General features: G+C 52.1%; 14 protein-coding genes. 8 read left to right on the top strand and 6 right to left on the bottom strand.

Annotated features, from left to right (window positions below; genetic code table 11):
* Positions 1–348 precede the first annotated feature (348 nt).
* A complete protein-coding gene (locus RID21_RS26110) occupies positions 349–1,470 on the top strand; it encodes an N-acetylglucosamine-6-phosphate deacetylase (RefSeq protein WP_350194065.1) in 1,122 nt (373 codons plus the stop codon).
* A gap of 373 nt (positions 1,471–1,843) precedes the next feature.
* The gene (locus tag RID21_RS26105; protein ID WP_350194063.1) at positions 1,844–3,337 is read left to right on the top strand and encodes a protein kinase domain-containing protein; all 1,494 of its coding nucleotides are present in this window, start codon (positions 1,844–1,846) and stop codon (positions 3,335–3,337) included.
* A 10-nt stretch (positions 3,338–3,347) separates the two neighbouring features.
* Here RID21_RS26105 and RID21_RS26100 read toward each other — a convergent pair whose 3' ends face one another.
* Positions 3,348–4,364: an AAA family ATPase gene (locus RID21_RS26100; protein ID WP_194242482.1), complete on the bottom strand. Its 1,017-nt coding sequence runs from the start codon at positions 4,362–4,364 to the stop codon at positions 3,348–3,350.
* 421 nt (positions 4,365–4,785) lie between these two features.
* On the opposite strand from RID21_RS26100, the gene RID21_RS26095 reads away from it, so the two are divergent.
* Both RID21_RS26095 and RID21_RS26090 read left to right on the top strand, forming a co-directional pair.
* Positions 4,786–7,179, top strand: a complete 2,394-nt coding sequence (locus RID21_RS26095) for a DUF4159 domain-containing protein (protein WP_350194061.1) — start codon at positions 4,786–4,788, stop codon at positions 7,177–7,179.
* 47 nt (positions 7,180–7,226) lie between these two features.
* The gene (locus RID21_RS26090; RefSeq protein WP_350194059.1) at positions 7,227–7,634 is read left to right on the top strand and encodes a hypothetical protein; all 408 of its coding nucleotides are present in this window, start codon (positions 7,227–7,229) and stop codon (positions 7,632–7,634) included.
* Positions 7,635–7,651: 17 nt separating this feature from the next.
* Here the strand turns inward: RID21_RS26090 and RID21_RS26085 are convergent, their stop codons facing one another.
* The 3 genes from RID21_RS26085 to RID21_RS26075 form a co-directional block, all read right to left on the bottom strand.
* The gene (locus RID21_RS26085) at positions 7,652–8,467 is read right to left on the bottom strand and encodes a dolichyl-phosphate beta-glucosyltransferase (RefSeq protein ID WP_350194057.1); all 816 of its coding nucleotides are present in this window, start codon (positions 8,465–8,467) and stop codon (positions 7,652–7,654) included.
* Between the two features lie 235 nt (positions 8,468–8,702).
* A complete protein-coding gene (locus tag RID21_RS26080; protein ID WP_350194055.1) occupies positions 8,703–10,580 on the bottom strand; it encodes an outer membrane protein assembly factor BamB family protein in 1,878 nt (625 codons plus the stop codon).
* On the bottom strand, positions 10,580–12,817 hold the full coding sequence (locus RID21_RS26075) for an outer membrane protein assembly factor BamB family protein (RefSeq protein WP_350194053.1): 2,238 nt from the start codon (positions 12,815–12,817) through the stop codon (positions 10,580–10,582). Before RID21_RS26075 ends, RID21_RS26080 begins: the two co-directional genes overlap by 1 nt.
* Positions 12,818–13,105: 288 nt before the next feature.
* Here RID21_RS26075 and hemB point away from each other — a divergent pair, with 288 nt between their 5' ends.
* The 3 genes from hemB to argF all read left to right on the top strand — a co-directional run bounded on the left by hemB (position 13,106) and on the right by argF (position 16,589).
* Positions 13,106–14,092: a porphobilinogen synthase gene (hemB, locus tag RID21_RS26070; protein WP_350194051.1), complete on the top strand. Its 987-nt coding sequence runs from the start codon at positions 13,106–13,108 to the stop codon at positions 14,090–14,092.
* A gap of 253 nt (positions 14,093–14,345) precedes the next feature.
* On the top strand, positions 14,346–15,551 hold the full coding sequence (locus tag RID21_RS26065; protein WP_145042513.1) for an aspartate aminotransferase family protein: 1,206 nt from the start codon (positions 14,346–14,348) through the stop codon (positions 15,549–15,551).
* 117 nt (positions 15,552–15,668) lie between these two features.
* Positions 15,669–16,589 (top strand): ornithine carbamoyltransferase, encoded by a 921-nt coding sequence (argF, locus tag RID21_RS26060; RefSeq protein WP_350194049.1) that lies wholly within the window; start codon positions 15,669–15,671, stop codon positions 16,587–16,589.
* A 64-nt stretch (positions 16,590–16,653) separates the two neighbouring features.
* On the opposite strand, the gene RID21_RS26055 is transcribed toward argF, so the two are convergent.
* Positions 16,654–18,132, bottom strand: a complete 1,479-nt coding sequence (locus RID21_RS26055) for a YeiH family protein (protein ID WP_350194047.1) — start codon at positions 18,130–18,132, stop codon at positions 16,654–16,656.
* Between the two features lie 261 nt (positions 18,133–18,393).
* Positions 18,394–20,754, bottom strand: a complete 2,361-nt coding sequence (locus RID21_RS26050) for a protein-disulfide reductase DsbD family protein (protein WP_350194045.1) — start codon at positions 20,752–20,754, stop codon at positions 18,394–18,396.
* Positions 20,755–21,184: 430 nt separating this feature from the next.
* Here RID21_RS26050 and RID21_RS26045 point away from each other — a divergent pair, with 430 nt between their 5' ends.
* Positions 21,185–22,477, top strand: a complete 1,293-nt coding sequence (locus RID21_RS26045) for a hypothetical protein (RefSeq protein ID WP_350194043.1) — start codon at positions 21,185–21,187, stop codon at positions 22,475–22,477.
* Positions 22,478–22,567: the final 90 nt, after the last annotated feature.

Below are 22,567 nucleotides of genomic sequence, written 5' to 3'. Positions count from 1 at the left end.
TTCCCCTGCGGGTGTTTAATTACTGAACAAATATAATTTTTACTTTCAATTCTACCCATTCAGGCGCGGTAAAACACCCGTTTCCCTCAAAAAATACATAGAATTTTCCTGCGATACATAAACATAGATTCTCGCACTGTAAATTGTATGAATTTCATGGTATAAGGCAGTGTTGAGAAAATTCTTTTTTTGACATTGAGGTGCATTTCTTATACTTTCTAAGTTTAAATAAACCTTAGCTAGCCGCTTATTCGTGATCCCAATATTTTCTTTTACAAATTGTTTTAGAGCTCGAGGCAATTGATGGAGTTAGTCGGACGAAGATACGATACATTTGAGGCTGTCAGTGTGAAGATCAAGGGAAATAAAATCTCTTCGATTGAGCTGCTGCCTGATTCAGAAGCAGCCGGACTGCCTTTCATTGCTCCATCAATGTTTGATTTGCAGATCAATGGCCACGGTGGGATCTGGTTCAACAAACCAGGTCTGACTTCAGATGAAGTCTGTCAGGTAATGGAGAAACATTACCAGTACGGCATCACCCGTCTCTGTCCCACGCTGATTACGAGTTCCTACGAAGACTACGTCAGCGGCTTCTCTGCCATTCGTCAGGCGTGTGAAGAAAATGACTGGGTGGAGCAGATGGTTCCCGGTTGTCATCTGGAAGGTCCCTTCATTTCTCCGATTCAGGGACCCCGTGGTGCTCATCCGCTGGATCAGGTTCGCCCTGCCGACTGGGATGAATTCAGCCGCCTGCAGGAGATTTCCGGAAATCGAATTCGTCTGATTACCCTGGCTCCTGAAGTCGATAACGCCATCCCCTTCATCAAAAAAGCCGTTGCCTCCGGGGTTGTCGTCTCCATTGGGCATACCGCTGCAGAACCCGAACAGATTACCGAAGCCGTTGATGCAGGGGCTCGCCTGAGTACACACCTCGGCAATGGCGCACATGGAACCCTGCGTCGCCACCCGAATTACATCTGGGAGCAACTGGGTGAACCGCGTCTGATGGCCAGCATCATCACAGATGGACATCACCTGCCCGCCAGTGTGGTCAGAACCATTATTAAAACCAAAGGTGTCGAGAATGTCGTGATCACTTGCGACGCCTCAGGTTTAGCTGGGTCTCCCCCCGGAATCTACGATGAAGGTTCCGTTAAGATGGAAGTCCTGGAAGATGGCCCGATCGTCATCGCCGGTCAGCGGCAGTTACTCGCCGGCTCCGGCTTGGAGACAGATACCTGCGTCACCACCGCCATTGACATGGCTGGGATCACTCTGCAGGAGTCTCTCGACATGGCTGGTTTGAATCCTGCACGTCTGCTTGGGTTTGAAGAAATCAAGCTGGAAGTCGGCTCTCGTGCTGATCTGATTCTCTTCCACTACGAAGGAGCGGGATCCCGGATGAATATCCAGACCGTTCTATCCTGTGGTTCCGTCAAATACGGCACACTGCTCGTCAATTCCTGAAATTGTGCTGCTTGAAACGAATACGCTCATTTCACCTCAGAAAAAGTCAAAATAATTTTCTGCTCGCGTGTTCACTGATTCCCTTCCGCCATTTTCAATGTTATAATTTGATGTTCATATTTCAGACATCAAAGTTTCATCAACGGAATTTTGTGTCTATTTGAGGGCCTTTGTTTTATTATTATTTTTCGGGCTCGCAATTCTAATTGGGATGGTACCCGGTAGTCGGATCTCAGTCCAAACGAGTTATTCATTATTCTGATTCGCCAGTTTTGGGCAGGCACATCGATCAGTCATGTGTAGCCACAGTACTTATTTGTTTGCTGAGTAACGATTCTTTGCCTGGTGTGCATCAACAGGGCATGGACTACGAATGATTTTTTTCAATAAGAAGTCGCGCAAAAAGAAGCTCAGTGCGCAGCTGATTGAGCTGAAGCTCGTCAAACCAGACGAGATGGATGCCTGCCTGCAGGAACTTCAGGACAAAGCAGCTGATGATGATCAACTGATTCGGTTACTGGAACGCAAAAACCTGATCACCTCATTTCAGGCCAGTCGACTGAAAAACAATGAGTTCGAAGGGCTCGTTCTGGGCGGCAACAAGCTGATGTACCAGAACGCCTCTGGAAGTTTTGCACGCGTCTATCGCGCAGAATCTCTGGAAGATGGACGCATGATAGGCGTCAAAGTGCTTCGGCAACGCTGGGCTCAGGATCCCGATAACATAAAAATGTTTCGCCGGGAAGCAGAAGTCTGCAAGCAATTCAAACATAAAAACATCGTTGAGATTTTCGATGTAGGCGTGCAGGACGATATTCACTATTTCACCATGGAGTTCGTGGAAGGTGGAAATCTGCGGGACTTTATCACTATCCGCAAAAAACTCTCCCCTCTGGAAGCGGTCAATTACACCATCGATATCTGTGAAGGTTTGGAATACGCCAACCGCTTGGGCTACACGCACCGCGACATGAAAGCGACGAACGTGCTCATGTCGATCCAGGGTGTCGCCAAGCTGATCGACTTCGGTCTGGCTGGTGAAGATGATGCCGGCGGTGCTGGTGAAGCACATCAACGCGCCGTCGAATACGGGACTCTGGAAAAGTCAACGGGGGCTCCCCGAAATGATCCCCGCAGCGATCTCTATTTTGTAGGCACCATCTTTTACGAACTACTCTGTGGCAAACCTCCTTTCCCACGCACGAAAGACATCGAGGAACGCAAGCGGCCGACCCGTTACTCTCAAGTTCCTTCGATTACAACGATCGAGCCTGATCTGCCTGAAGCCGTCGTAGACGTACTGGAAAAACTGATGGCCTATCTGCCACAGGTCCGGTATCAGACAGCGACCGAAGCGGTTCAGGACCTCCTTGAAGTCCGTGCTCAGCTCAGTGGAGCGGAAGAAACACCGAAACCACAGACAACCGCGGATGTCAAAGCGAGTGCTGAGCAGGATCTGAAAATGGCAATCGCTCCGCCGACGATCCTGTGTATCGAGAATCGTTCCAAACACCAGGATGTCTTACGCGATTACCTCACTAAGCACGGTTACCGCGTCCTGATTTTAAGTGACCTGGATCGGGCGATGCAGCGGGTGAAAGACAATGCCCCGGACTGCATTGTCTTCATGGAAGATTCCATCGGCGAAGGGTGTGTCGAAGCCTTCAAGCAGGCACTTGCCATGGATCCGGATCTGGCAGCCATCCTGGTTCTGTCAGAGAAGAATGCCGCGATCAAGAAAACGCTGAAGAAGACCGACCGCTCCCGGATTCTTGTTCAGCCGATCAAAATTCGTAATCTGCGGGCCAAAATCCAGAAGGTGTTGCAGCATCAACTCAATGATTCTGCAGAGCTGACTGCCTATTGAAATTCCCACTTCACTCATACTTGGGAATGTTGGGTTCCGGAATTTCTTCCAGCAGACGTCCGATGATGTCCTCGGTGACCATCCCTTCGGCCTGTGCCTGGAAGTTCGTAGAAATACGATGACGGAGTACGGGCACCGCCACCCGACGAATATCATTCAGTGAAACACTCGCACGACCGTCCATGGCGGCAATGGCTTTGCCTCCCGCGATCAGATACTGGCCGGCACGGGGGCCGGCTCCCCAGTCAACCATCTGCTTGATGAAGGCTGGCGCAGAGCCGTCACTGGGCCGAGTCGCACGGACCAGTCGCGTCACATAATTGATTGTCAGCGGGCCGACTTCGATCATGTTGATCTGCCGCTGCAGATATAAAATCGACTTGGCGGAAAGGACTTTGCGAATTTCCGGTTTCTCACTGGAACTGGTGGCGGCCAGAATCTGTTCTTCCTCTTCCAGGTTCGGATACTCCACCTTAATGTTAAACATGAATCGGTCGAGCTGCGCTTCCGGGAGGGGGTAAGTTCCTTCCTGTTCGATCGGGTTCTGAGTGGCGATCACAAAAAACGGTTCCGGCAGGTCATAGGTGGTCTGCCCCACCGTCACTTCCCGCTCCTGCATCGACTGCAGTAACGCGGCCTGTGTCTTTGGTGGAGTTCGGTTGATTTCATCGGCCAGCAGAATGTTGGTAAATACAGGGCCCTGAACAAATCGGAACGAGCGACGGCCCGATTCTTCCTCTTCCAGCACGTTAGTGCCGGTAATGTCTGAGGGCATCAGGTCGGGGGTGAATTGGATTCGTTTGAACTCACAATCCAGAATGCGGGCAATGGTACTTACCAGCAGGGTTTTCGCGAGTCCGGGTACCCCGACCAGCAGACAGTGGCCCCCCGTAAATATCGCCGCGAGGATCTGCTCGATCACTTCATCCTGGCCGATCACGACCTTATGCAGTTCGTCCACCATCACGTCATGGTGACGTTTGAGTTTCTCCAGAAATTCGTCAAAGTCGCGTTTTTCGGTAGCCAAGGGATTTCCATTCTGTCTCGTGGTTCAGGCCTGACTGACTCAAAATACTGACCGGCATCGATCATCAATGCGGACAGCCTTCAGTCCGTGTGAAAATACGCAGTCAGTCTTAGTAATTATAGCCATCTTCAATCCCGAGAGAAACAGAGACCCGCTGACTTGCGAACGCAAATATGATACAATCAGGGAGACGGGTGAAAAAACAAACAATTCATCTGGAATAGGTAAAATATCTTGTAAGAATGCATAAAAATTAAACAAATCAGTTTCCGGACACCGTTCTGGAGAGAAGGGGCTGTGCAGGCTCTGATCCAGTGATGAACTTCGGAATCGAAAGTAAAACGTAATGGATTTTCCGCATTATCGTAGAGCGTATCGGGCGTTGCGCTGGACGTTAACAGCAGTCCTGTGCATTTCCCTCATGTTGTTCTCCAGCAGAGCTGTTTTTGCGCAGGGACAGGAACTGTCAGCCAAGGCAGTACTGGAATCCATCGAGCGTGGAAAAGCCTTTCTCCTGCAGGAACAGCAGGGCGATGGTTCCTGGTCCGGTCCGGGGAAAAATTATACTCCCGGAGTCAGCTGTCTGGCTCTGATGGCCATCATCAACTGTGGTATGACTGCGAATGATGAACCCGTACAGCGCGGCCTCAAATACCTCAGATCGTTGCGCGCCCCCGAACCCAGGGGAACCTACCAGACCAGCCTGATGATAATGGCGCTGGCAGCCGCCAAAGATGGCAAACGGGATTTACCTCTGATTCAGTCCCTGGTGGCACGACTTGAGAAAAGTCAGGTGACGACCGGGCCCGACGCGGGAGGCTGGAGTTACGGCCCCGGGATGGCCATTGGAGGAGCTGGAGTTGCCGACCGCAGTAACAGTCAGTACGCGGTACTCGCTCTGCGGGATGCCGTGCATGCGGGAGTACCGGTCAGCCAGAAGACCTGGAAGCTCATCAAACAGTATTGGTCCACACAGCAAAGTGGCGATGGAGGCTGGGGCTATCAGTCCAACGCCGGGGCGAGTCGAGGCAGTATGACCGTCGCGGGAATCGCTACCATGGTGATCGTCAATTCGATGCTGGGAGACGACCTGGAACTGAATCCCGATGGTTCTCCCGTCTGCTGTGATCAAAAAGAAGAAGACAAATCAATCGAACGGGCCATTCACTGGATGACCACCCATTTTTCCGTGGGCACCAATCCAGGAGTCAACTCCTGGCTGCTTTATTATCTCTATGGTCTGGAACGTGCGGGACGCTTAAGCGGTACCCGCTTCTTCGGCAAGCATGACTGGTATCGGGAAGGAGCCGCGTTTCTGACACAAAGGCAGTCCGTGCGCGATGGCTCATGGCGTGGTGCCGGCCAATTGGAATCCGATCCCGTACTGGGAACGAGCTTTGTTCTGCTCTTTCTTTCCAAAGGACTGGCTCCGGTCCTGATCAATAAACTGGAATATAAAACCGAGGGGCAGGCCAAACTGCAGCCGGGAACTATTCCGAACTGGAATCATCATCAGAATGATATTCTGAATCTGACCGATGCGCTTTCCGGCCGCCCTGACTGGCCGAAGCTGCTGACCTGGCAGACCGTAAATCTCGACCTGGCGATTCAGGGGGGAGGCGTGCAGGTTCTCAGGCAGGCCCCCGTGCTGTTTATCAGTGGTCAGGAAGATCCCCAGTTTGGAGTACCTGAGGTTAACATGCTCAAACAGTTTGTGGAGCAGGGGGGCTTTATCTTCGCCGTTGATAACTGTAATGGGGCCGGCTTTGATCGTGGTTTCCGAGAACTGATCAAAAAAATGTATCCGCAGGGGGAAGTCCAGCTGAAACGGCTGACGGCTGAGCATCCGGTCTTTCGCTGCGAATATCTGCTCGATGCGGAAAGTGTCGAACTCTATGGCGTCGATGTCGGCTGCCGGACTTCGATTATCTACTGCCCTGACGATCTGGCCTGTCTCTGGGACAAATGGATGCGGTTCCCCTCTCAAGATCGGCCGGTGAAAGCAACTTCCATGATCACGCGTGCTGTCCGGATCGGAACCAACGTGATTGCATACGCGACAGGTCGAGAACCACCAAACAAACTTGACCAGGAAGAACTGGCCAGTGAGAACGGTTTGCAGAATCAGGTCGAACGAGGTTTTTTGCAAATCGCCAAGATCCGTCATAACGGCACTTGGGATGCAGCACCGCGGGCTTTGACGAATCTGCTCAAGGCCCTGAATCAAAATGCGGGAATGATCGCTTCCACGAAAACGCCCAGTCTGCCGGCCAGCGATCCTAATCTGATGCAGTACCCGCTGCTTTACATGCATGGCAGAAGCCAGTTCAGCCTCTCTAAAACGGAGCAGTCAAACCTGAAACAGGCCCTGGATAATGGGGCGGTACTGTTTGCTGATGCCTGTTGTGGCGCCCAGCCTTTCGATAAAAGCTTTCGTCAACTGATGCAGGAAATGTTTCCAACGAAACAGTTAAAACGCATTCCCGTCGATCATCCCCTGTTTTCGGAGCAGACCGGATATGATGTGCGCCGCGTGCGTCGTCGCCAGATGGAAGTCAACGATGTAAACCAGCCGCTGAAAGCGGAAACTCTGGTCGTTGAACCACTGCTCGAAGGAATTGAAATTGATGGGCACCTGGCTGTCATATATAGTAAGTACGATATCAGCTGTGCCCTGGAGCAGCAGGCGTCGGTCGCCTGTGCCGGTTATGTGCCACAGGATGCAGTGAACCTCGCCTTGAATATCGTCCGTTATGCCCTGCTGCAGGATATCGCGTATCGGGAAGTCATATCACAGGAAGTCGAGGCGGAATAGTCTCAACCCCGGTTACCGCCAGTTGAGGCAACAATTCAGGGAGAATCATGAGCGAGCAGGAAGAGCGCCAGCAGAATATTTCACCGGGAGCCCGTCTGGTCGGGGTCGTGATTGGCTGTGTCTTTGGCGGAATTGGTTTGACTCTGATTTCTTTTCTGTGGTCTCAGCCCTTCGGGGGATTCCATTCACCGCCTCTGTTTTTTCGCATTATTGGTTCGTTGATAGCGATTCCCTTTGTGATGGTAGGTGGCTTTACTGCTTACAGGTCACTTACCGCCAGGGGCAGCCGTCTGACGGGGGTCAGGGCAACCCGGAAACCATCCCCTACCAAGAAACGCAGCAGCTATGCCTGCCCGCACTGCAATGCGCCGATTGGGGAAGAGTCGGACGTTTCACCTCATGGGGATGTGAAGTGCAGTTACTGTAAAAAGTGGTTTAATACTCACGGTGACTGATCTCTGACTTGAGCGGCTTATGCTGCTTTGCGCTTCGACTGCGTTTCAATCTGAGTCGGCAACTGAGTGAATGGCGATTTCAGAGAAGGACGCAAATAACGCCAGTAAATGGTGCAGAGCTCGAAAAACGCCTTGAAAAAATCGTGAGGCTTCACTTTAGAGCCTGCCACGTCCCGCCAGCTGGTCAGGGGCAGTTCATAGACGGTATCTTCCAGCTTGGGGCATCCAAAGAATCGCTCCAGTTGCCGCGACCGTGCTAGCAGCTCTACATCGAAGATCCAGTTGGTGAGAAACCTTGTGGCAAACAGACTCTGGTTTTCCCGCGTGACGCGAAACAGCTTTGCGCCACACTGTGTATCGTAGATGGGAAGCCATAATACTGTAGACGCCGATGTTGCAAAGATGCGGCCCAGGTAATGCCTCAGCTGTTTTCTTTCGATCTGACGTCCCAGCAGTTTGACGCGGGCACCCAGAACCATGGATCGTTCAGGCATCTGTTCCAGCTGTGCGACAAAATCCGGAATCGATTCCAGGGGTGTAGCCAGATCTGCGTCCCAGAAACCTGCGTATTCCACACCGGATTGCAATGCCTGCTGCATTCCCTGACGGACCGCCTCGGCCTTTCCCTGATTGTGGGAGAGATGTAAAACTTTAAAGTGGTCGGGATCAGCAGCATGCAAGTCATCCAGGACCAGCGCAGTGCGATCGGAACTGCCATCGTTAACGAACAGAAAAGAGTGCTCCGGGTGCCGCGCGACGTGCTTACGGAACTGGAGGATCTCTAACCGTTTCTCTTCGTTATAACAGGGGACGACAATAATAGCTGGTGACATGAATGATTTGATACCCGTTTCGCCGGTTAGACAGACGTCGTTTCCAGCTGGTGAGATTGCACAGATTTGGTGAGTCCCCCCTGCCTGTCGCAGGGGCGGTGTGGGAATGGTGAGTGGGGTGTATCAAAAAAGTGAATTTATGTCAAAACCGAAATTCAGAGGCGCAAGAAAAAAGCAGAAGCCTTCGCGGGAAGACTTCTGCTTTCAGAATTTAATTGATCGTCGTAACTGTTTACTATTCAGTCACTTTGATCTTGTACAGCCGGGAACGGTCAGAAACGAACATATGTCCGTTGGCGATCGTGGGTGTACTGTAGATTGAGGAATTGAAGGTCTTCTCTTCCAGCAGTTTCTTTTCTTTGCCGGCTTTGAGAATGATCAGCATTCCATCTTCGTTTCCAATGAATACTTTCCCGTCAACCACCATGGGGGATCCCCAGCAGGCGGCAAACATGTCGTATTCCCAGTAGCGTTTACCGGTTGCGAAATCGAGGCAGTGTACGAAACCACTCAGGTCTGGTGCATAAACCAGTCCGTCTTCGATCCCGACAGTTGACATTGTTCGACGGTAAAGCAGCTCACCTTTCTTGCCGGTCAGCTTACCATCGGTGTCTTCACCACCGTAGTGCCAGATCTGGCCCGAGTTCGGGTTTTCTTTCCAGCCCTCTTTACCATCAGAGATCTGTGGGCTGATATCGCCTTTCTTGGTGGCATCGATGCGGTAGATATGACCGACTCCTTCACCGTGCTCCGGGTCCTGTCCGACACCCAGCACAACGCTGTTGTCTTTGAAGACCGGGGTGCTGATGATCGCATTACGGGTACCGCGACCACCCAGTTCCCATTTGGAGTCTTTGGGATTCAGGTCGAATTTCCAGATCAGCTTGGCATTACCATCGCCGTCTCCTTCGGGAGTGAAGGCGTACAGCCAGCCGTCCCCACCGGGGAAGTAAACCTGGGTCTGACCATTCACCACACCGATGGCGGGTGATGACCATTGACCGTGTAGAATCTGATCGAATGGGGTGTTGTCTTCCCAGATGACCTCACCGGTGTTTTTGTTGATTGCTAGAAAACAGGGAGCCCGTGGAGCAGGGACTTCCAAGTGTGCTTCATCAACGCCGTTGGATGTCAGCAGGAAGACATAGTCGCCATGGACGACCGGCGAACTGGTTGCCAGGTTATGCGGGAAGACACCCAGGTCTTCGATCATATCCAGGTTCCAGATAATGTCGGCGTCTGTTTTGTCGGTGTCCTTTTCATCCTTGTAAGGGCCATCATTTTCGTTGTCGTAGAAGCCATTCGCATCCAGGCACATCAGTTCACAACGATTGGTAACGACCCAGACACGGTCTCCTTCGATACAGGGAGTCGAACAGATCCCCTGTTCCGGCCAGTCGTTCACACGACCCTGGGGCAGTTTTTCTCGCGAGAGCTGCCATTTGAAGTCACCGGTTTTTTCATCGAAGCAGAGTACGACACCGAGGTCGTCTTTGTGCTGAGGACGATACTTACCACCGTTATTGGTGCCGACGTAAACCTGTCCATTGGCCACAACCGGGTTACCGTAAGTCTGTGAACCCAGCTTGGAGACCCAGATGATGTTTTCGCCTTTATCATCCCCTTCGCCGGGTTTAAAGTTCAGGGAGATGCCGGTGGTCTTATTGACCATGTTCCGGGTAGGGTCTCCCCCCCACATCGGCCAGTCACCTGCGACTTTCGCATCCGATTTTGCCTCTTTGCTGACCAGTTCTGTTTTTTCTTCAGGCTTGGTCTGCGAGGTTTCTTCAGCTTTCTTTTCCGGCTTAGGATCGGCTTTGGGTTTTTCCTCGGCTTTCGGCTTGGCTTCTACCTCAGGCTTTACGGGGTTCCCATCAGAATCCAGAGCCTGTTCTTCTTTTTTCATCTCCGGTTTTTCTTCCGGAACATTTACTCCGGCACCACCGGTGGTTGAACCTGCTTCTTCAATCGGAGCAGAACCACCCAGGTCCGTCGTTGTTTCCGGCATCGCTTCCGGCTTCTCAGCATCGCGGGATTCACAACCTGTGGAAGCCAGCAGTGCACAGCATGCAAATGAGTTCAACAGGGCAAATCGTAATAGAATCTTTTTCATTATTTATCCTCAGAGACAATGACGTTATCAAAGTAAACATCGGCGAGACGGTAGAGGTAAAGCCCTGGGCTTCCCTTCTCATTCGCATGCGGATCGACAGTTTCGATGGTCCACTCTTCGGGTTCCGGTTTTTCACGAGGCCAGACTTTGCCTTTTACCGTTGCCTGTCCATCTTTGACCTCAACTTTGAGCTTCATGGTGTACCAGACATCCGGATCAGAACGGAAACGGATTTCCTTGGCCATCCGCTGGTGCGGAGCCCAACTCTGGATTGCGAGCTTGCTCGAGTTACCTTTCAGGATCAGGTCATAGCGATTCACGGTGACGCCGACACTGGCCAGCTTACGTTTCTGTTCCTTCATGAACACGTCTGCCTGAACGGTGTAACCGTTCGGTGCCAGCTTGCTCATGTCAGAGGGGCCAAGCCAGACGCTGGCACTGGGGCGACCTTTACCCGGGCTGGCTTTCATTGCCGTGGTGCCATCCAGTTCGTTTGGCTGCAGTTTGAGGAACGCATTCACCCAGCTGCCAGGTACCTGTTTCCCTTTCATACCTTCGAAGTCATACTTCCAGGGCAGAGGCGGGAAGACACGCAGACGGGCTTCGGCAGTAGCATCACCAACTTGAACAGAGATGGTTCCTGCCGCGGGAGATTTCAGGTCACTCGGAGTGGTGACCGACATGCCATCCACTTTCGCCTGTTCCATGCCGGGACCGGGAGTCAGTTTCCCTTCTACTTCTTTGATGAAGCGGCCGTTGGCATCGTAAGCCAGGATTTGATAATCGATCTTATCTCCCTGGGGAACTGCAATTTCATAAGGCACCAGTTGAATGGTGGCAATCTTATCCTGAACCGGTTTTTCATCTTTGAGAGGAGGCACCGGATCGCTGCTCGGTTTCAGCGATTCGTCGCCGATACAGATAGTACGGTCACGCGTAACGAAATAGATTCGACCATCGGCAATCGCGGGAGAGGCGTAAATTTCATCCATCCCTTTATCGACGCGAGCCAGCAGTTGAACGTGAGACAGTTCTTCACATTTTTCGCGGCTCGGTTTGAGGATAAAGATGTTTCCGTTGACTTCCATTACATACAGTTTGCCATCTGCCCAGACCGGAGAACCTTTTCCAACGGTTCCGAGGTTATGAGTCCAGAGCTGTTTGCCGTTCTTGCTGTCAAATGCATACATCTGACCGGTGTCGGCGACGACATACAGAATTCCGTCTTTGACAAGGACACTGGCATAGCCGGCTTTAATACCGTCGACACGCCAGACACTGCCGGTTTCGGTGATGTCGCCCCGCTTGGAAGCGTCAATGCACTGCACCCGACCGAATTCCACGTTATCGATGTTGTCTTCACCATGGGTGATGTAGACCAGGTTACCGTCAGCAACGGGAGAACAGTTCAAACCCCGTTTTGACATGCTGAAGCCCCACAGCTTTTCTCCGGTGCGGGCATTCATACCGTAGCAGCCACCATCGGCATTACCGGCAATCAACTGCCGGACGCCGTCGATGACAGTTACGATGGGGGCTGAATAGTTGGTGTCGAAGGGAGCACCGCCGGGAGCGGCCGTCCAGAGCAGCTTGCCGCTCTTTTTATCGAAAGCGTAGTAAGTCTGCTTTGGTGGTGGAGCAGCAGTCTTACCCCAGTTGAGTTGCAGGAAGCTGACGATCACACGATTTTCATCAATGATGGGAGTCTGGGTTCGTCCGCCGTAACCGGAAATCTTTCCGTAGTCTTCAGACAGTGATGTTTCCCAGAGGACTTTGCCATCAGAAGAGTAGCAGCGGAACAGACCGCTCACAGAGTGGACATAGACGTTACCGGTCTCCGGATCACCCACCATGCTGGCCCAGCCGACACGGGGAGAAGGGATGTCGGTCTGGAAAACATTGAATACATCTTTCCAGATTACTTTGCCGGTCTTAGCGTCCCAGCAGACGACCTGTTCCTGGGCATTGATTTTATCTTTGGGGTCGGTGACATCGTGGTGGGTGCGACAATTCAGATAAACGCGACCATTCAATACGATGGGGGCTGACCGGCCACCGATGTCAGATTTCCAGAGCACATTTTTACCGTCGAGGGACCACTCGTCGACGAGGTTTGTTTCACGGGAGATCCCATTATGCTCCGGACCGCGCCAATGCGCCCAGTCGCCTGCAGAGGCAAGCGACGTTGTGAATAACAGCATAATGGAGCTGACAAGCACCATGTTAATTCTTCGCATAGAAGATCCTCACTGTTCTTTTATAGAATGTGGTATCACTGATGAAGGACGACAGGTCGGGTGTCGGACCTGTGATCTCAGCTGCAAGGTGGGAGGGTTAAATCCCCTACATATAATTAATACACTATTGAAGTTTTCTGGGTATTGCAATGGTCTAATCTGTTCTCTCATCCAGATTTAAAAAGAGCCTGTACCTTTATATTCGAGGCTCTTTAGACCATAATCAGGAAATCGATCTATAATTTATAGGCATTCCCTGACTTCAAATAAAGAAGGACCCTGTTTTTCATGTATCCTCAGGTACGTATGCGGCGGAATCGTCGAACCGACTGGTCACGACGCCTGGTTTCCGAGAATCAGCTTTCAGTAAATGATCTGATCTGGCCGGTCTTTATTCAGGATGGCGAAAACCAGAAAACAGAGATTCCTTCCATGCCCGGAGTCCACCGCTTGACCATCGATCATCTGGTGGAACAGGCGGCTGCGGCCGCAGAATTACAGATCCCGGCTCTGGCATTGTTCCCTGCGACCGATCCGTCAAAGAAAACCGAAGGGGGGGAAGAAGCCTTTAATCCTGAAAACCTGGTCTGCCGGGCGGTGCGTGCTTTGAAAGAGCAGAACCTGAATCTGGGGATTCTCTGCGATGTCGCCCTGGATCCCTATACCAGTCACGGGCAGGATGGTCTCGTTAAGGATGGATACGTGGTCAATGACGAAACCATCGATGTCCTCTGTCAGCAGGCTGTAGTGCAGGCGGAAGCGGGTTGCGATATCATCGCGCCTTCAGACATGATGGATGGCCGCATTGGAGCGATTCGAGAAGCCCTCGACGAAGCCGGATTTCAGCACGTGCAGATCATGGCATATGCGGCGAAATATGCCTCTGCCTTTTATGGTCCGTTCCGTGATGCCGTCGGTTCCGGGACCAACCTGGGAACGGGGGACAAGCGAACCTATCAGATGGACCCCGCCAACAGCGACGAGGCGATGCGGGAAGTGGGCCTGGATATCAGCGAAGGGGCGGATATGGTGATGGTCAAGCCGGGAATGCCTTACCTGGATATCGTCCGCCGCGTGAAAGCGGAATTTGAGGTTCCCACCTATGCCTATCAGGTGAGTGGGGAATTTGCGATGATCTCTGCCGCCGCCCAGAACGGCTGGCTCGACCGCAAAAAATGCATGCTGGAAAGCCTGCTCTGTTTCAAGCGGGCAGGGGCTGATGGTGTGTTAACCTACTTTGCTAAAGAAGTTGCGGAAATCCTGCAGGCAGGTTAGATGAATATTTGATGAGTAATCCGATTCTTTTTTCCCGGATTGCTGCTAAATTTTAAGCCTTCTGCTATAATTTTCCGCTTCGTTCTGCGCTGCTGTCAGCTGCAGGAGGAAAGCCTGATTCACTGCTGAAATCACAGCTGAGTCAAAGTTTGCTTTTTTTTTCGAACTTCAGTTCAAGAATTAGTGTCAAAATTCCTTTCCATCAAACCGATATTGTGAATTTACGGATTTCTCTTACAAGTGAGGTGTTTCAGTGTCAGTAACGGGACATGCCAGTAGTCAGGAAACGATTGCCCTCTTCGACAAGTATGTGATCCCCAATTACGGTCGCTACCCGATCAGTCTGGTGCGCGGCGAGGGGAGCTATGTCTGGGACGCGGAAGGTAACCGTTATCTCGACCTGTTTCCCGGCTGGGGCTGTAACATTCTGGGCTATTGTCCCGAACCGGTTGTCTCAGCGATTCAGGATCAGGTTTCCCGGCTGATTCATGTTCCCAACACCTGGTATACCGAAGCTCAGGGACGGTTCGCAGAATTCCTCTGTAGTCGCAGCTTTGGAAAAGCCTTCTTCTGTAACAGTGGTGCGGAAGCGAATGAAGGGGCTCTCAAGCTGGCCCGTCTGCATTATGATGGTAAGCGGCCCAAGATCATTACCTGCGAAAATGGTTTCCACGGACGGACTTTTGCTGCAGTCACCGCGACAGCACAACCCAAGTACCATGCCGGTCTGGGACCGCTGGTTGCCGGGTTCCGTTATGCTCCGTTTAATGATCTCGAAGCGATCGCCAGCCTCGTCGATGACGAAACCTGTGCGATTATGGTCGAACCGGTTCAGGGGGAAGGGGGCGTGAATGTCCCCGATCAGGGCTATCTGGCCGGTCTGCGAAAAATCGCTGATGAAGCCAACTGCCTTTTGATCTTCGATGAAGTCCAGACCAGTATGGGACGGACCGGCACCTGGTTTGGTTATCAACAGTGGGACGTTCAGCCAGACATCATGACGATGGCGAAAGGGATTGCCGGCGGTGTTGCTGCCGGGGCTCTGATTGCGACAGAAGAGGTTGCTCCCAGCCTGCGACCTGGAATGCACGCCAGCACTTTTGGCGGAAACCCTCTGGCGATGGCTGCCGGTCTGGCGACGGGCCAGATGATCGAAGATCAGAATCTGCTCGAAAACTGCCATGCCATGTCCGACAAGTTCAAGCAGTTCTTTGAACAGCTTCAGCAGGAACTTCCCATCATTCGCGAAGTCCGCGTCAAAGGGATGATGATCGGCGTCGATCTGAATATTCCTTCTGCTCCCGCCGTCGGCAAATGCATGGAACGTGGCCTGTTAATCAACGCGACGCACGATACCGTCGTTCGACTGTTGCCGGCTCTGAATGTCACCGCCGAGCAGGTCGAGGAAGGCTGCGAACTGATCGCAACAGTCCTGCGTGAAATGGCCGAAGAGGCCTAAGCCACGCGGCCCGCTCAAGCATCCATTATTTGTTCATTCACACATTCCTGTTCGAGTCTTAATTTAAGATACGAACAGGAATTACTGTTTTTAAAACGTCATTAATCGAGAACTTCCATGAGGCATTTAGTCACGTTAAACGATCTGGAATCGTCCGAAATAGTTGAGATCTTTGCTCAAGCACAAGAGCTCAAAGACAAGCGGAAGCAGGGTGAACGTCCTCAGTTACTGCAGGGTTATACGATGACCCAGCTGTTTGAAAAACCCTCTCTGCGGACCCGTCTCAGTTTTGAATCAGCCATGTGGGAATTGGGCGGTGGTTCGAGTTTTTTCACCTGTAAAGAGGCAGGCCTCGATGGGCGTGAGTCGATCGAGGACGTGGCCCGGGTGATCGGTCGGTTTTCGGATGTGATCACCATGCGGACCTTTTCACACGAGCTGATTGAAAAATTTTCGCAGCACGCGGGAACCAGTGTGATCAATGCCCTTTCCGATCTCAGTCATCCCTGCCAGGCGCTCACAGATCTGTTTACCATGCAGGAACTGCTAGGTGACCTGACGCAGCAGAAACTGGTCTACGTCGGTGACGGGAATAATGTGGCGTATTCGCTGGCTAACTGTTGTGCCAAGCTGAATGTGCCGTTTGTGGTCTCTTCGCCCGAAGGTTTCGAACTCTGTTCGGATCTGGTGGCAACACTGCAGAACAATTATCCCGGCCTGCAACTGGAACTGGAAGCTGATCCGCTGAAAGCGGTTGCCGATGCGACGGTGATCTACACCGATGTCTGGGCCAGTATGGGACAGGAAGCAGAGACCGAAAAACGCAAAAAGATTTTTGCCGATTTTCAGGTGACGGAAAGCCTGATCTCTGCTGCCGGAAAACAGTGTCACTTCATGCACTGCCTGCCCGCAAAACGGGGGCTGGAAGTAACAGACGGAGTTGTTGACTGCGAGCAGAGCATCGTCTTTGATCAGGCGGAGAATCGCAAGCACCTTGCCAAAGGGCTGCTGGTCTGGTTGCTCAAACACTCATCCTGATAACTCGCGAAATCACAACCACCCCGGTCCGGAATGACCGGGGTTTTCTTTTGCGCCAGGTAGCCTACTTCTTGAAGACTTCGGTGACGACATCCTTGTAGAAGACTTCGAACATCAACCAGGCCATCAAGAGTGTCAGAATCAGGTTCAGAGACTGGCCACAGACATACAGAATCAGTGGCTTGCCCCCCTTGAGAAATTTCGCCAGTTCGCGGAAGTTGGTTTCCAGGCCGATGCTGATAAAGGCCAGACAGAAGAACCAGCCGCGGAAGACCTTGGAAGATTCTTTCACCATGGCTGGCACCACGACATCTCCGCCGGGAAGCGATACATATAAAAGGGAGAAGATCGCTGATGCCGCGATGAACCCCAATACGAATTTGGGGAAGCGATACCAGATTTCCCAGGCATCTGGTTTGATACCGGATTCTTTGCCTTCCACGCAGCTGACCCAGTAGACGGCGACGCCAAAAGCGGTCACGCCGATCAGGATATTCTGGATCATCTTGATGGTGACGGCGACTTGCTCTGCCTCTGGTCCCAGCAGGTTACCTGCAGCGGCGACCGCGCCTGTCGCATCGATGGTTCCCCCCATCCAGGCACCACCCAGAATCGGGCTCATGCCCAGCGCCTTAATCACCGCGGGAAGGGCAATCATCATGAAGACCGTAAACGTCAACGATAGCCCGATGGCGAAGGAGAGCTCTTCCTTCTTGGCTTTACAGGAGGCTGCGGTGGCGATCGCAGCCGAGACACCACACACAGACATATCCGCGGAAATCACCATGTTCAGCGAGCGGGATTCCATTTTCAGGAACTTCTGCCCGAAAAAATAGGTGCTGATCAGAACAATGGGGGTGACGACCCAGGCCACATAGATACCAGGGAGGCCCAGGATGAGCAGACGATTGAGCAGCACGCCGGCCCCCATGATTACCAGCCCCGACTTAATATACAACTCGGTTTTCAGTGCCGGCTTGATCCACTTGGGGGTTCCAATGGTATTGCTGATTACCAGACCAATCATCAATGCCCAGAGCGCGTATTCAAGGTTATAGCTTTTGATCACCGCTTGGCCGGTCAGAATATATGCCAGCGTGGCCAGCAGAAAGACCGCTACGAAACCAACGGCGAAGGGGGGCGTTTTCTGTCCCATGGCTGTGACACCAATCGAAAACACAATCAGGCTGACCAGGAAGACAACGCCGATCGGCAGCAGCAGACTCGATTTCTCAGGCGGAAACAGCGAATCTACCGGGTTGTCTGTCCAGGATCCCGGTTTCGCCAGCCACGGTTTCAGAGGGCTGTGTGCACTCACCTTCTCACCAGCAGCTTCCGCGGCTTTAACCTGCTCTGCGAAATCGGCGGGCAGTGAAAAATACATCGCCAGAAAGCAGACTACCAGCAGCGTGCCTCCGATCCAGATCGCCCACCAGTCTTCAGCAGTTCTCATTTCAGACCAGGTCGAGCGCCGGGGAGCGGCTACGACAATCTCATCTTCTTGATTCTGTTCTGGATCGGGAGCGGAGGGGGTGTCTTGCATGGCAGGTCTCGTTGTCAGAGAAACATTGTGTTTTACTGAGCAGCATGGTGCCAGCCATTGGAAATCGAAATTACCAACCGGTGGCTGTTGCCATTCCGCTCAGATCAGCAGGAAAAAAGGGGATGGAAGCGTACAGAAACGGTACGATCACGGAATGCTTCATACCTTACAAAAAAGTTCAGGAATCGAAAAGCGTTGATGCATCTACGGACAGAAATTCGATTCAGAGCCCGCATGCAATCAACTCAGACGAGCGCGAATTTAATGTGCTTCGGCGTTCTCAGTAGAAATCATTGCCTGCTTAGGGACAGATTTCACGGCGGGAGATTCATCCACAGCCTGTTTCAGGGCGCTTAAAAGCGTGGACTGTGTATACAGGTCACGGATGATAATCGGTTTGTTGGGGTTATTGGCGGGGAAGATCACAGTCAAGGGAATGCTGACACTCTCAAATTTGTCCAGCCATGCTTTGATGTCAGGTGAGTAATCTGTGTAGTCCGCATACATCGGCACCACGTTGTACTTACTGACCATTTCCAGGGTTTCGGGAGTATTCAGAGCCAGTTTCTCGTTGGTCTTACAGCTCAGGCACCAGTCCGCAGAGAAGTCAATGAGGACGGTCCGATTTTCAGAACGCAGTTTTTTCAGTTCCTGGGCATTGAAAGGCACCCAGGGAAGATCGTTGGTCGACTTCTGACTCATGTTATAACCGAAGAAGCAGATCCCGGCTGTGAGCAGTAACGCTGCCGTCCGCACCGCCAGCTTCACTCGAGCAGGCGAACTGTGTGAGTACAGACTGCCGATCATCCACAGGCCGGTGGTGATCCCCAGCAGCATGATCAGTACGGGAATGGTCAGGGATTCGTCCAGGAACGAAATGATAAAAATCACTGCTCCCATAAGTACGATCCCCGAGAACTCTTTGAAGCGGACCATCCACATGCCCGGTTTGGGCAGGAATTTGATCGCGTTGGGGAAAATGCTGAAGATGATATAAGGTGAAGCCATGCCCAGTCCCATGACCAGCCAGACCAGGTAAGTGATTTGCGGTGTCTGTTTGACAGACCAGGCGAGTACCGGTCCCAGGAACGGACCACTACAGGGAGTCGCCAAAAGTGTTGCCAGGATCCCGGTCAGAAACGCACCGGTCAGTCCCTCTTTCTGTTGTCCGCCCGCAGCTGAGCCGACCATACCCGGTACCGGGATTTCAAAGACGCCCAGCATGCTCAAGCCCATTGCATAAACGATGCAGGCCATGATGACATTAAATTTTGTGCTCTGGAAGAGACCGCCCCAACCCAGTCCCGCGAAGACCGCGAGTGAGGCCAGGCTCAGAAAGACGACCAGGACACCCAGTGAATAGAAGATATTTAGCAGGAAGATGCGGAGTCGACTTTCTCCCGCCTGCTGTACGAAGCTCATGACCTTAATTGCCACGACCGGCAGAACACAGGGCATTACGTTGAGAATCAAGCCTCCCAGGAAGGCGAAAAACAGATACGAAGACAGACTGCGGTTGGATTCTTCAGAGCTGATAATGATGGTGTCGTCGTCAGCTGCACTGCCGCTGTTGAGTTCTTCCAGTGAAGACATCGCCACCGGCTGTGCATTAGTGAGATCTCCCAGTTTGAACTCGACCGGCATCGGGCGTCGACAGCTGCCCTCATTGCAGATCTGATATGTCAGTTTTCCTTCTACACCAATTTCCTGGGCATCTGCTATCCGTTCAAACTGCCGCGTCCAGACCACTTCGTTGTAGTGGGTACGCTGGCTGAATTCTCCGTGAGTTTCCACTTTGGGATCAGGTGTGGCTTTGAACTGCTGGGAGACGGATTTCAAACCTTCGAGCTTCAGAATTTCGATATGTGTGGGCAGTCCCGCCTGAGTTTTGTCCTGATCGAGTGCAAACGTATGGAATTCCGGTTCCAGCTTCATCGTAATTTTCAAGTCGACCAGTTGTTTGGGATTCACCGCCGCCGGTTCCAGCGCGAACTTTAATTCGATTGGATCAGGTACGTTTCGCCGTTCAGGAATCGTGGTAAATGACAGCGGCGCACTTTCCTGCTTTCCGGATAAGGTTGCGGAGAATGCGTATTGCGAAGGCACGCAATTTTTGGCATCACAGACCTGATAGAGCATCTGCCCTTTGATCTGAACCTGACTGGGTTCTTTTACGTCTTTATTGACCTTAAAGCGTCGTGTCCAAATGACGCTCTTGGTGTATTTTTCAATCTCTTTGCCGAACAGGGGCTCGAAGACGGTTTTGGGAGGATGGTCGGCATTGAAGTGCTGATCGATGGCGGTCACGCCTTTCGATTCCTCAATGACGAACTTGGTAGCGCCGCCAAACGTCGGATTGGTTGAGTAGGTGTAGGAACCTTCGGGAATCAGCATGGTCAGTGAGAGTGTGACGGTCTCTCCTGCTTTGGCATCCTGAGGGAGCAGGCTGACACTGATTTCTGCCTTGGCGTTCTTTGTTTCCTTCCCGGATGCAGCCTGTTTCTGTCCGAAGAGATCGGGCAGGGACGGTTTCTGAGCTGTGAGTGTCAGCGAACTGCAGAACAGGGAGGCGAGAATAATCAGGCAGGCGACGGTTGCGATATAGCGGCGGGGAGTTTTCAAAATGAAACCCTTCCAGAAAACTCGGATACTTTGGTAGTTGGTCGATCACCCCTGATCTGACAGGCTACTCCTGTCGGAAAGGTTCGCGAGGAAACCTGTGTTCTGTCTTCAAAAGGCAGGCGATTTCAGGTGTGACAAACTCGGACGGGCTCGAACGCCCACATGTTAAATTATACAATACGTAGAATGATATCGGTGACAGGCCTGTTTTCTTCTGTGAAGTAAGATACAAAACCTTGCCGTTTCTTACGGATTTTAGATTTTTGAGTCAATATTGACAATTCGTTGCCGGACCCGCAAACTTTCTCATCCCCTTTGGTAAACTGGGAAGAGTACTGAGTGCTAAGCTGGCAACCTGTTATCTCTCAATATCTTAACCCATCAATGTGAATTGATCAATTGGCGTGCTGAATCAATGATATCAACCCTGTTGAGAGTTGGAATTCTGCTGCTTCTGCTGGTAGGCAATCTGTCCGGCGAAGAACCACTGGTGGCTCTCAAACCTGCAAAACCTGTGAGTCAGATTGACTTTAGGGATCCCGTTCCCTACGGATTACAGCCCGTTGCGTATGGTACCAGCACTTTAACGGACCCCGTCACACTCTTAAACGAACAGCTGGTTCAACAAAAAAGAGAGCTGAAATTCGATACAGAGTGGGGATATTTAAGGGAAGTTCTCAACCAGTTACAGCTGCCCGAGTCTTCACAGTTGATGGTCTATTCCAGGACGGCCCTGAATCCACGGATTATTAATCCTGATAACCCGCGAGTGGTTTATTTTAATGATGATGTCTACCTGGGCTGGGTGCCAGGAGCCCGCTCGATGGAACTGGCGTCCATAGACCCGCTGCGGGGAACGATCTTTTATGAACTGGACCTCAAGGCTTCCGCGAAACCCCGCTTCGTCCGCTCGGACCGCTGTCTGGCCTGTCATGCAGGAGATTCGAGCCTCCGGGTACCGGGACTGCTCGTCCGTTCCTTTCTCACCGATGACCATGGTCGCCCGATATCCGGTTATTCGCAGATATCTCATGACAAACCACTCGAAAAACGCTGGGGTGGCTGGTACGTGACCGGTACTCACGGAGACATGCTGCACCTGGGGAATGTATTCGGCAGAGAGACGATAGAAGAGTTCCGAACGAATCCGGCGTTACGTGCCAACCTGACACACGTCGATCAGTTCTTTGATACAACAAAATATCTCAGTCCGCATTCCGATCTGGTGGCACACCTGGTTCTCGATCATCAGGTCCACGCGCATAATTTGATCACGCGCGTAGGCATGGAGTATCAACTGGGTCTGGAATCGGATGCCCGGCAGCGGCTGGTGCGGTATCTGCTGTTTCTGGATGAAGCACCACTCACGGCACCGGTGAAGGGCACCAGTGGTTATCAGGACTGGTTTGCCCGTCAGGGGAAGCGGGACTCGCAGGGCCGCTCGTTAAAAGACTTCGATCTGAAAACCCGGTTGTTTCAGTATCGATTGAGTTACCTGATCTACACTGATGGATTCCAGAAGATGCCTGCAGGACCCAGATTGCGGATTCTCAAGGATTTTTATGAATTCCTGAACGCGGATAATTCTACGCTGAAAGCGGATTGGGACGTCGACCCTCAGAATTTCCCCTTACCTGAGCGGCAGGCGATCCTGCAGATCGTTGCAGAAACCCTGGACGAGCTCCCGGAATTCTGGAAAACCACCGCAGTCTCTTCGAAATGAACCATTTCAGGGCTCTCACAAGCGGGGATTGCCTTAGACCATTGACAGGCACTATGATACTTTTGCAGTCAATCGAGGCTACCTGACCTG

The sequence above is a fragment of the Gimesia sp. genome (assembly GCF_040219335.1).
Lineage (GTDB): Bacteria > Planctomycetota > Planctomycetia > Planctomycetales > Planctomycetaceae > Gimesia.
Note: the sequence above shows the minus strand (reverse complement) of the source record. Positions and strands in the feature narration are given on the sequence as shown.

Coding starts and splice junctions, on each gene's coding strand:
- RID21_RS26075 (WP_350194053.1), bottom strand. CDS start 12,817: ATGCGAAGAATTAACATGGTGCTTGTCAGCTCCATTATGCTGTTATTC.
- argF (WP_350194049.1), top strand. CDS start 15,669: ATGAGGCATTTAGTCACGTTAAACGATCTGGAATCGTCCGAAATAGTT.
- RID21_RS26085 (WP_350194057.1), bottom strand. CDS start 8,467: ATGTCACCAGCTATTATTGTCGTCCCCTGTTATAACGAAGAGAAACGG.
- hemB (WP_350194051.1), top strand. CDS start 13,106: ATGTATCCTCAGGTACGTATGCGGCGGAATCGTCGAACCGACTGGTCA.
- RID21_RS26105 (WP_350194063.1), top strand. CDS start 1,844: ATGATTTTTTTCAATAAGAAGTCGCGCAAAAAGAAGCTCAGTGCGCAG.
- RID21_RS26055 (WP_350194047.1), bottom strand. CDS start 18,132: ATGCAAGACACCCCCTCCGCTCCCGATCCAGAACAGAATCAAGAAGAT.
- RID21_RS26095 (WP_350194061.1), top strand. CDS start 4,786: ATGTTGTTCTCCAGCAGAGCTGTTTTTGCGCAGGGACAGGAACTGTCA.
- RID21_RS26090 (WP_350194059.1), top strand. CDS start 7,227: ATGAGCGAGCAGGAAGAGCGCCAGCAGAATATTTCACCGGGAGCCCGT.
- RID21_RS26080 (WP_350194055.1), bottom strand. CDS start 10,580: ATGAAAAAGATTCTATTACGATTTGCCCTGTTGAACTCATTTGCATGC.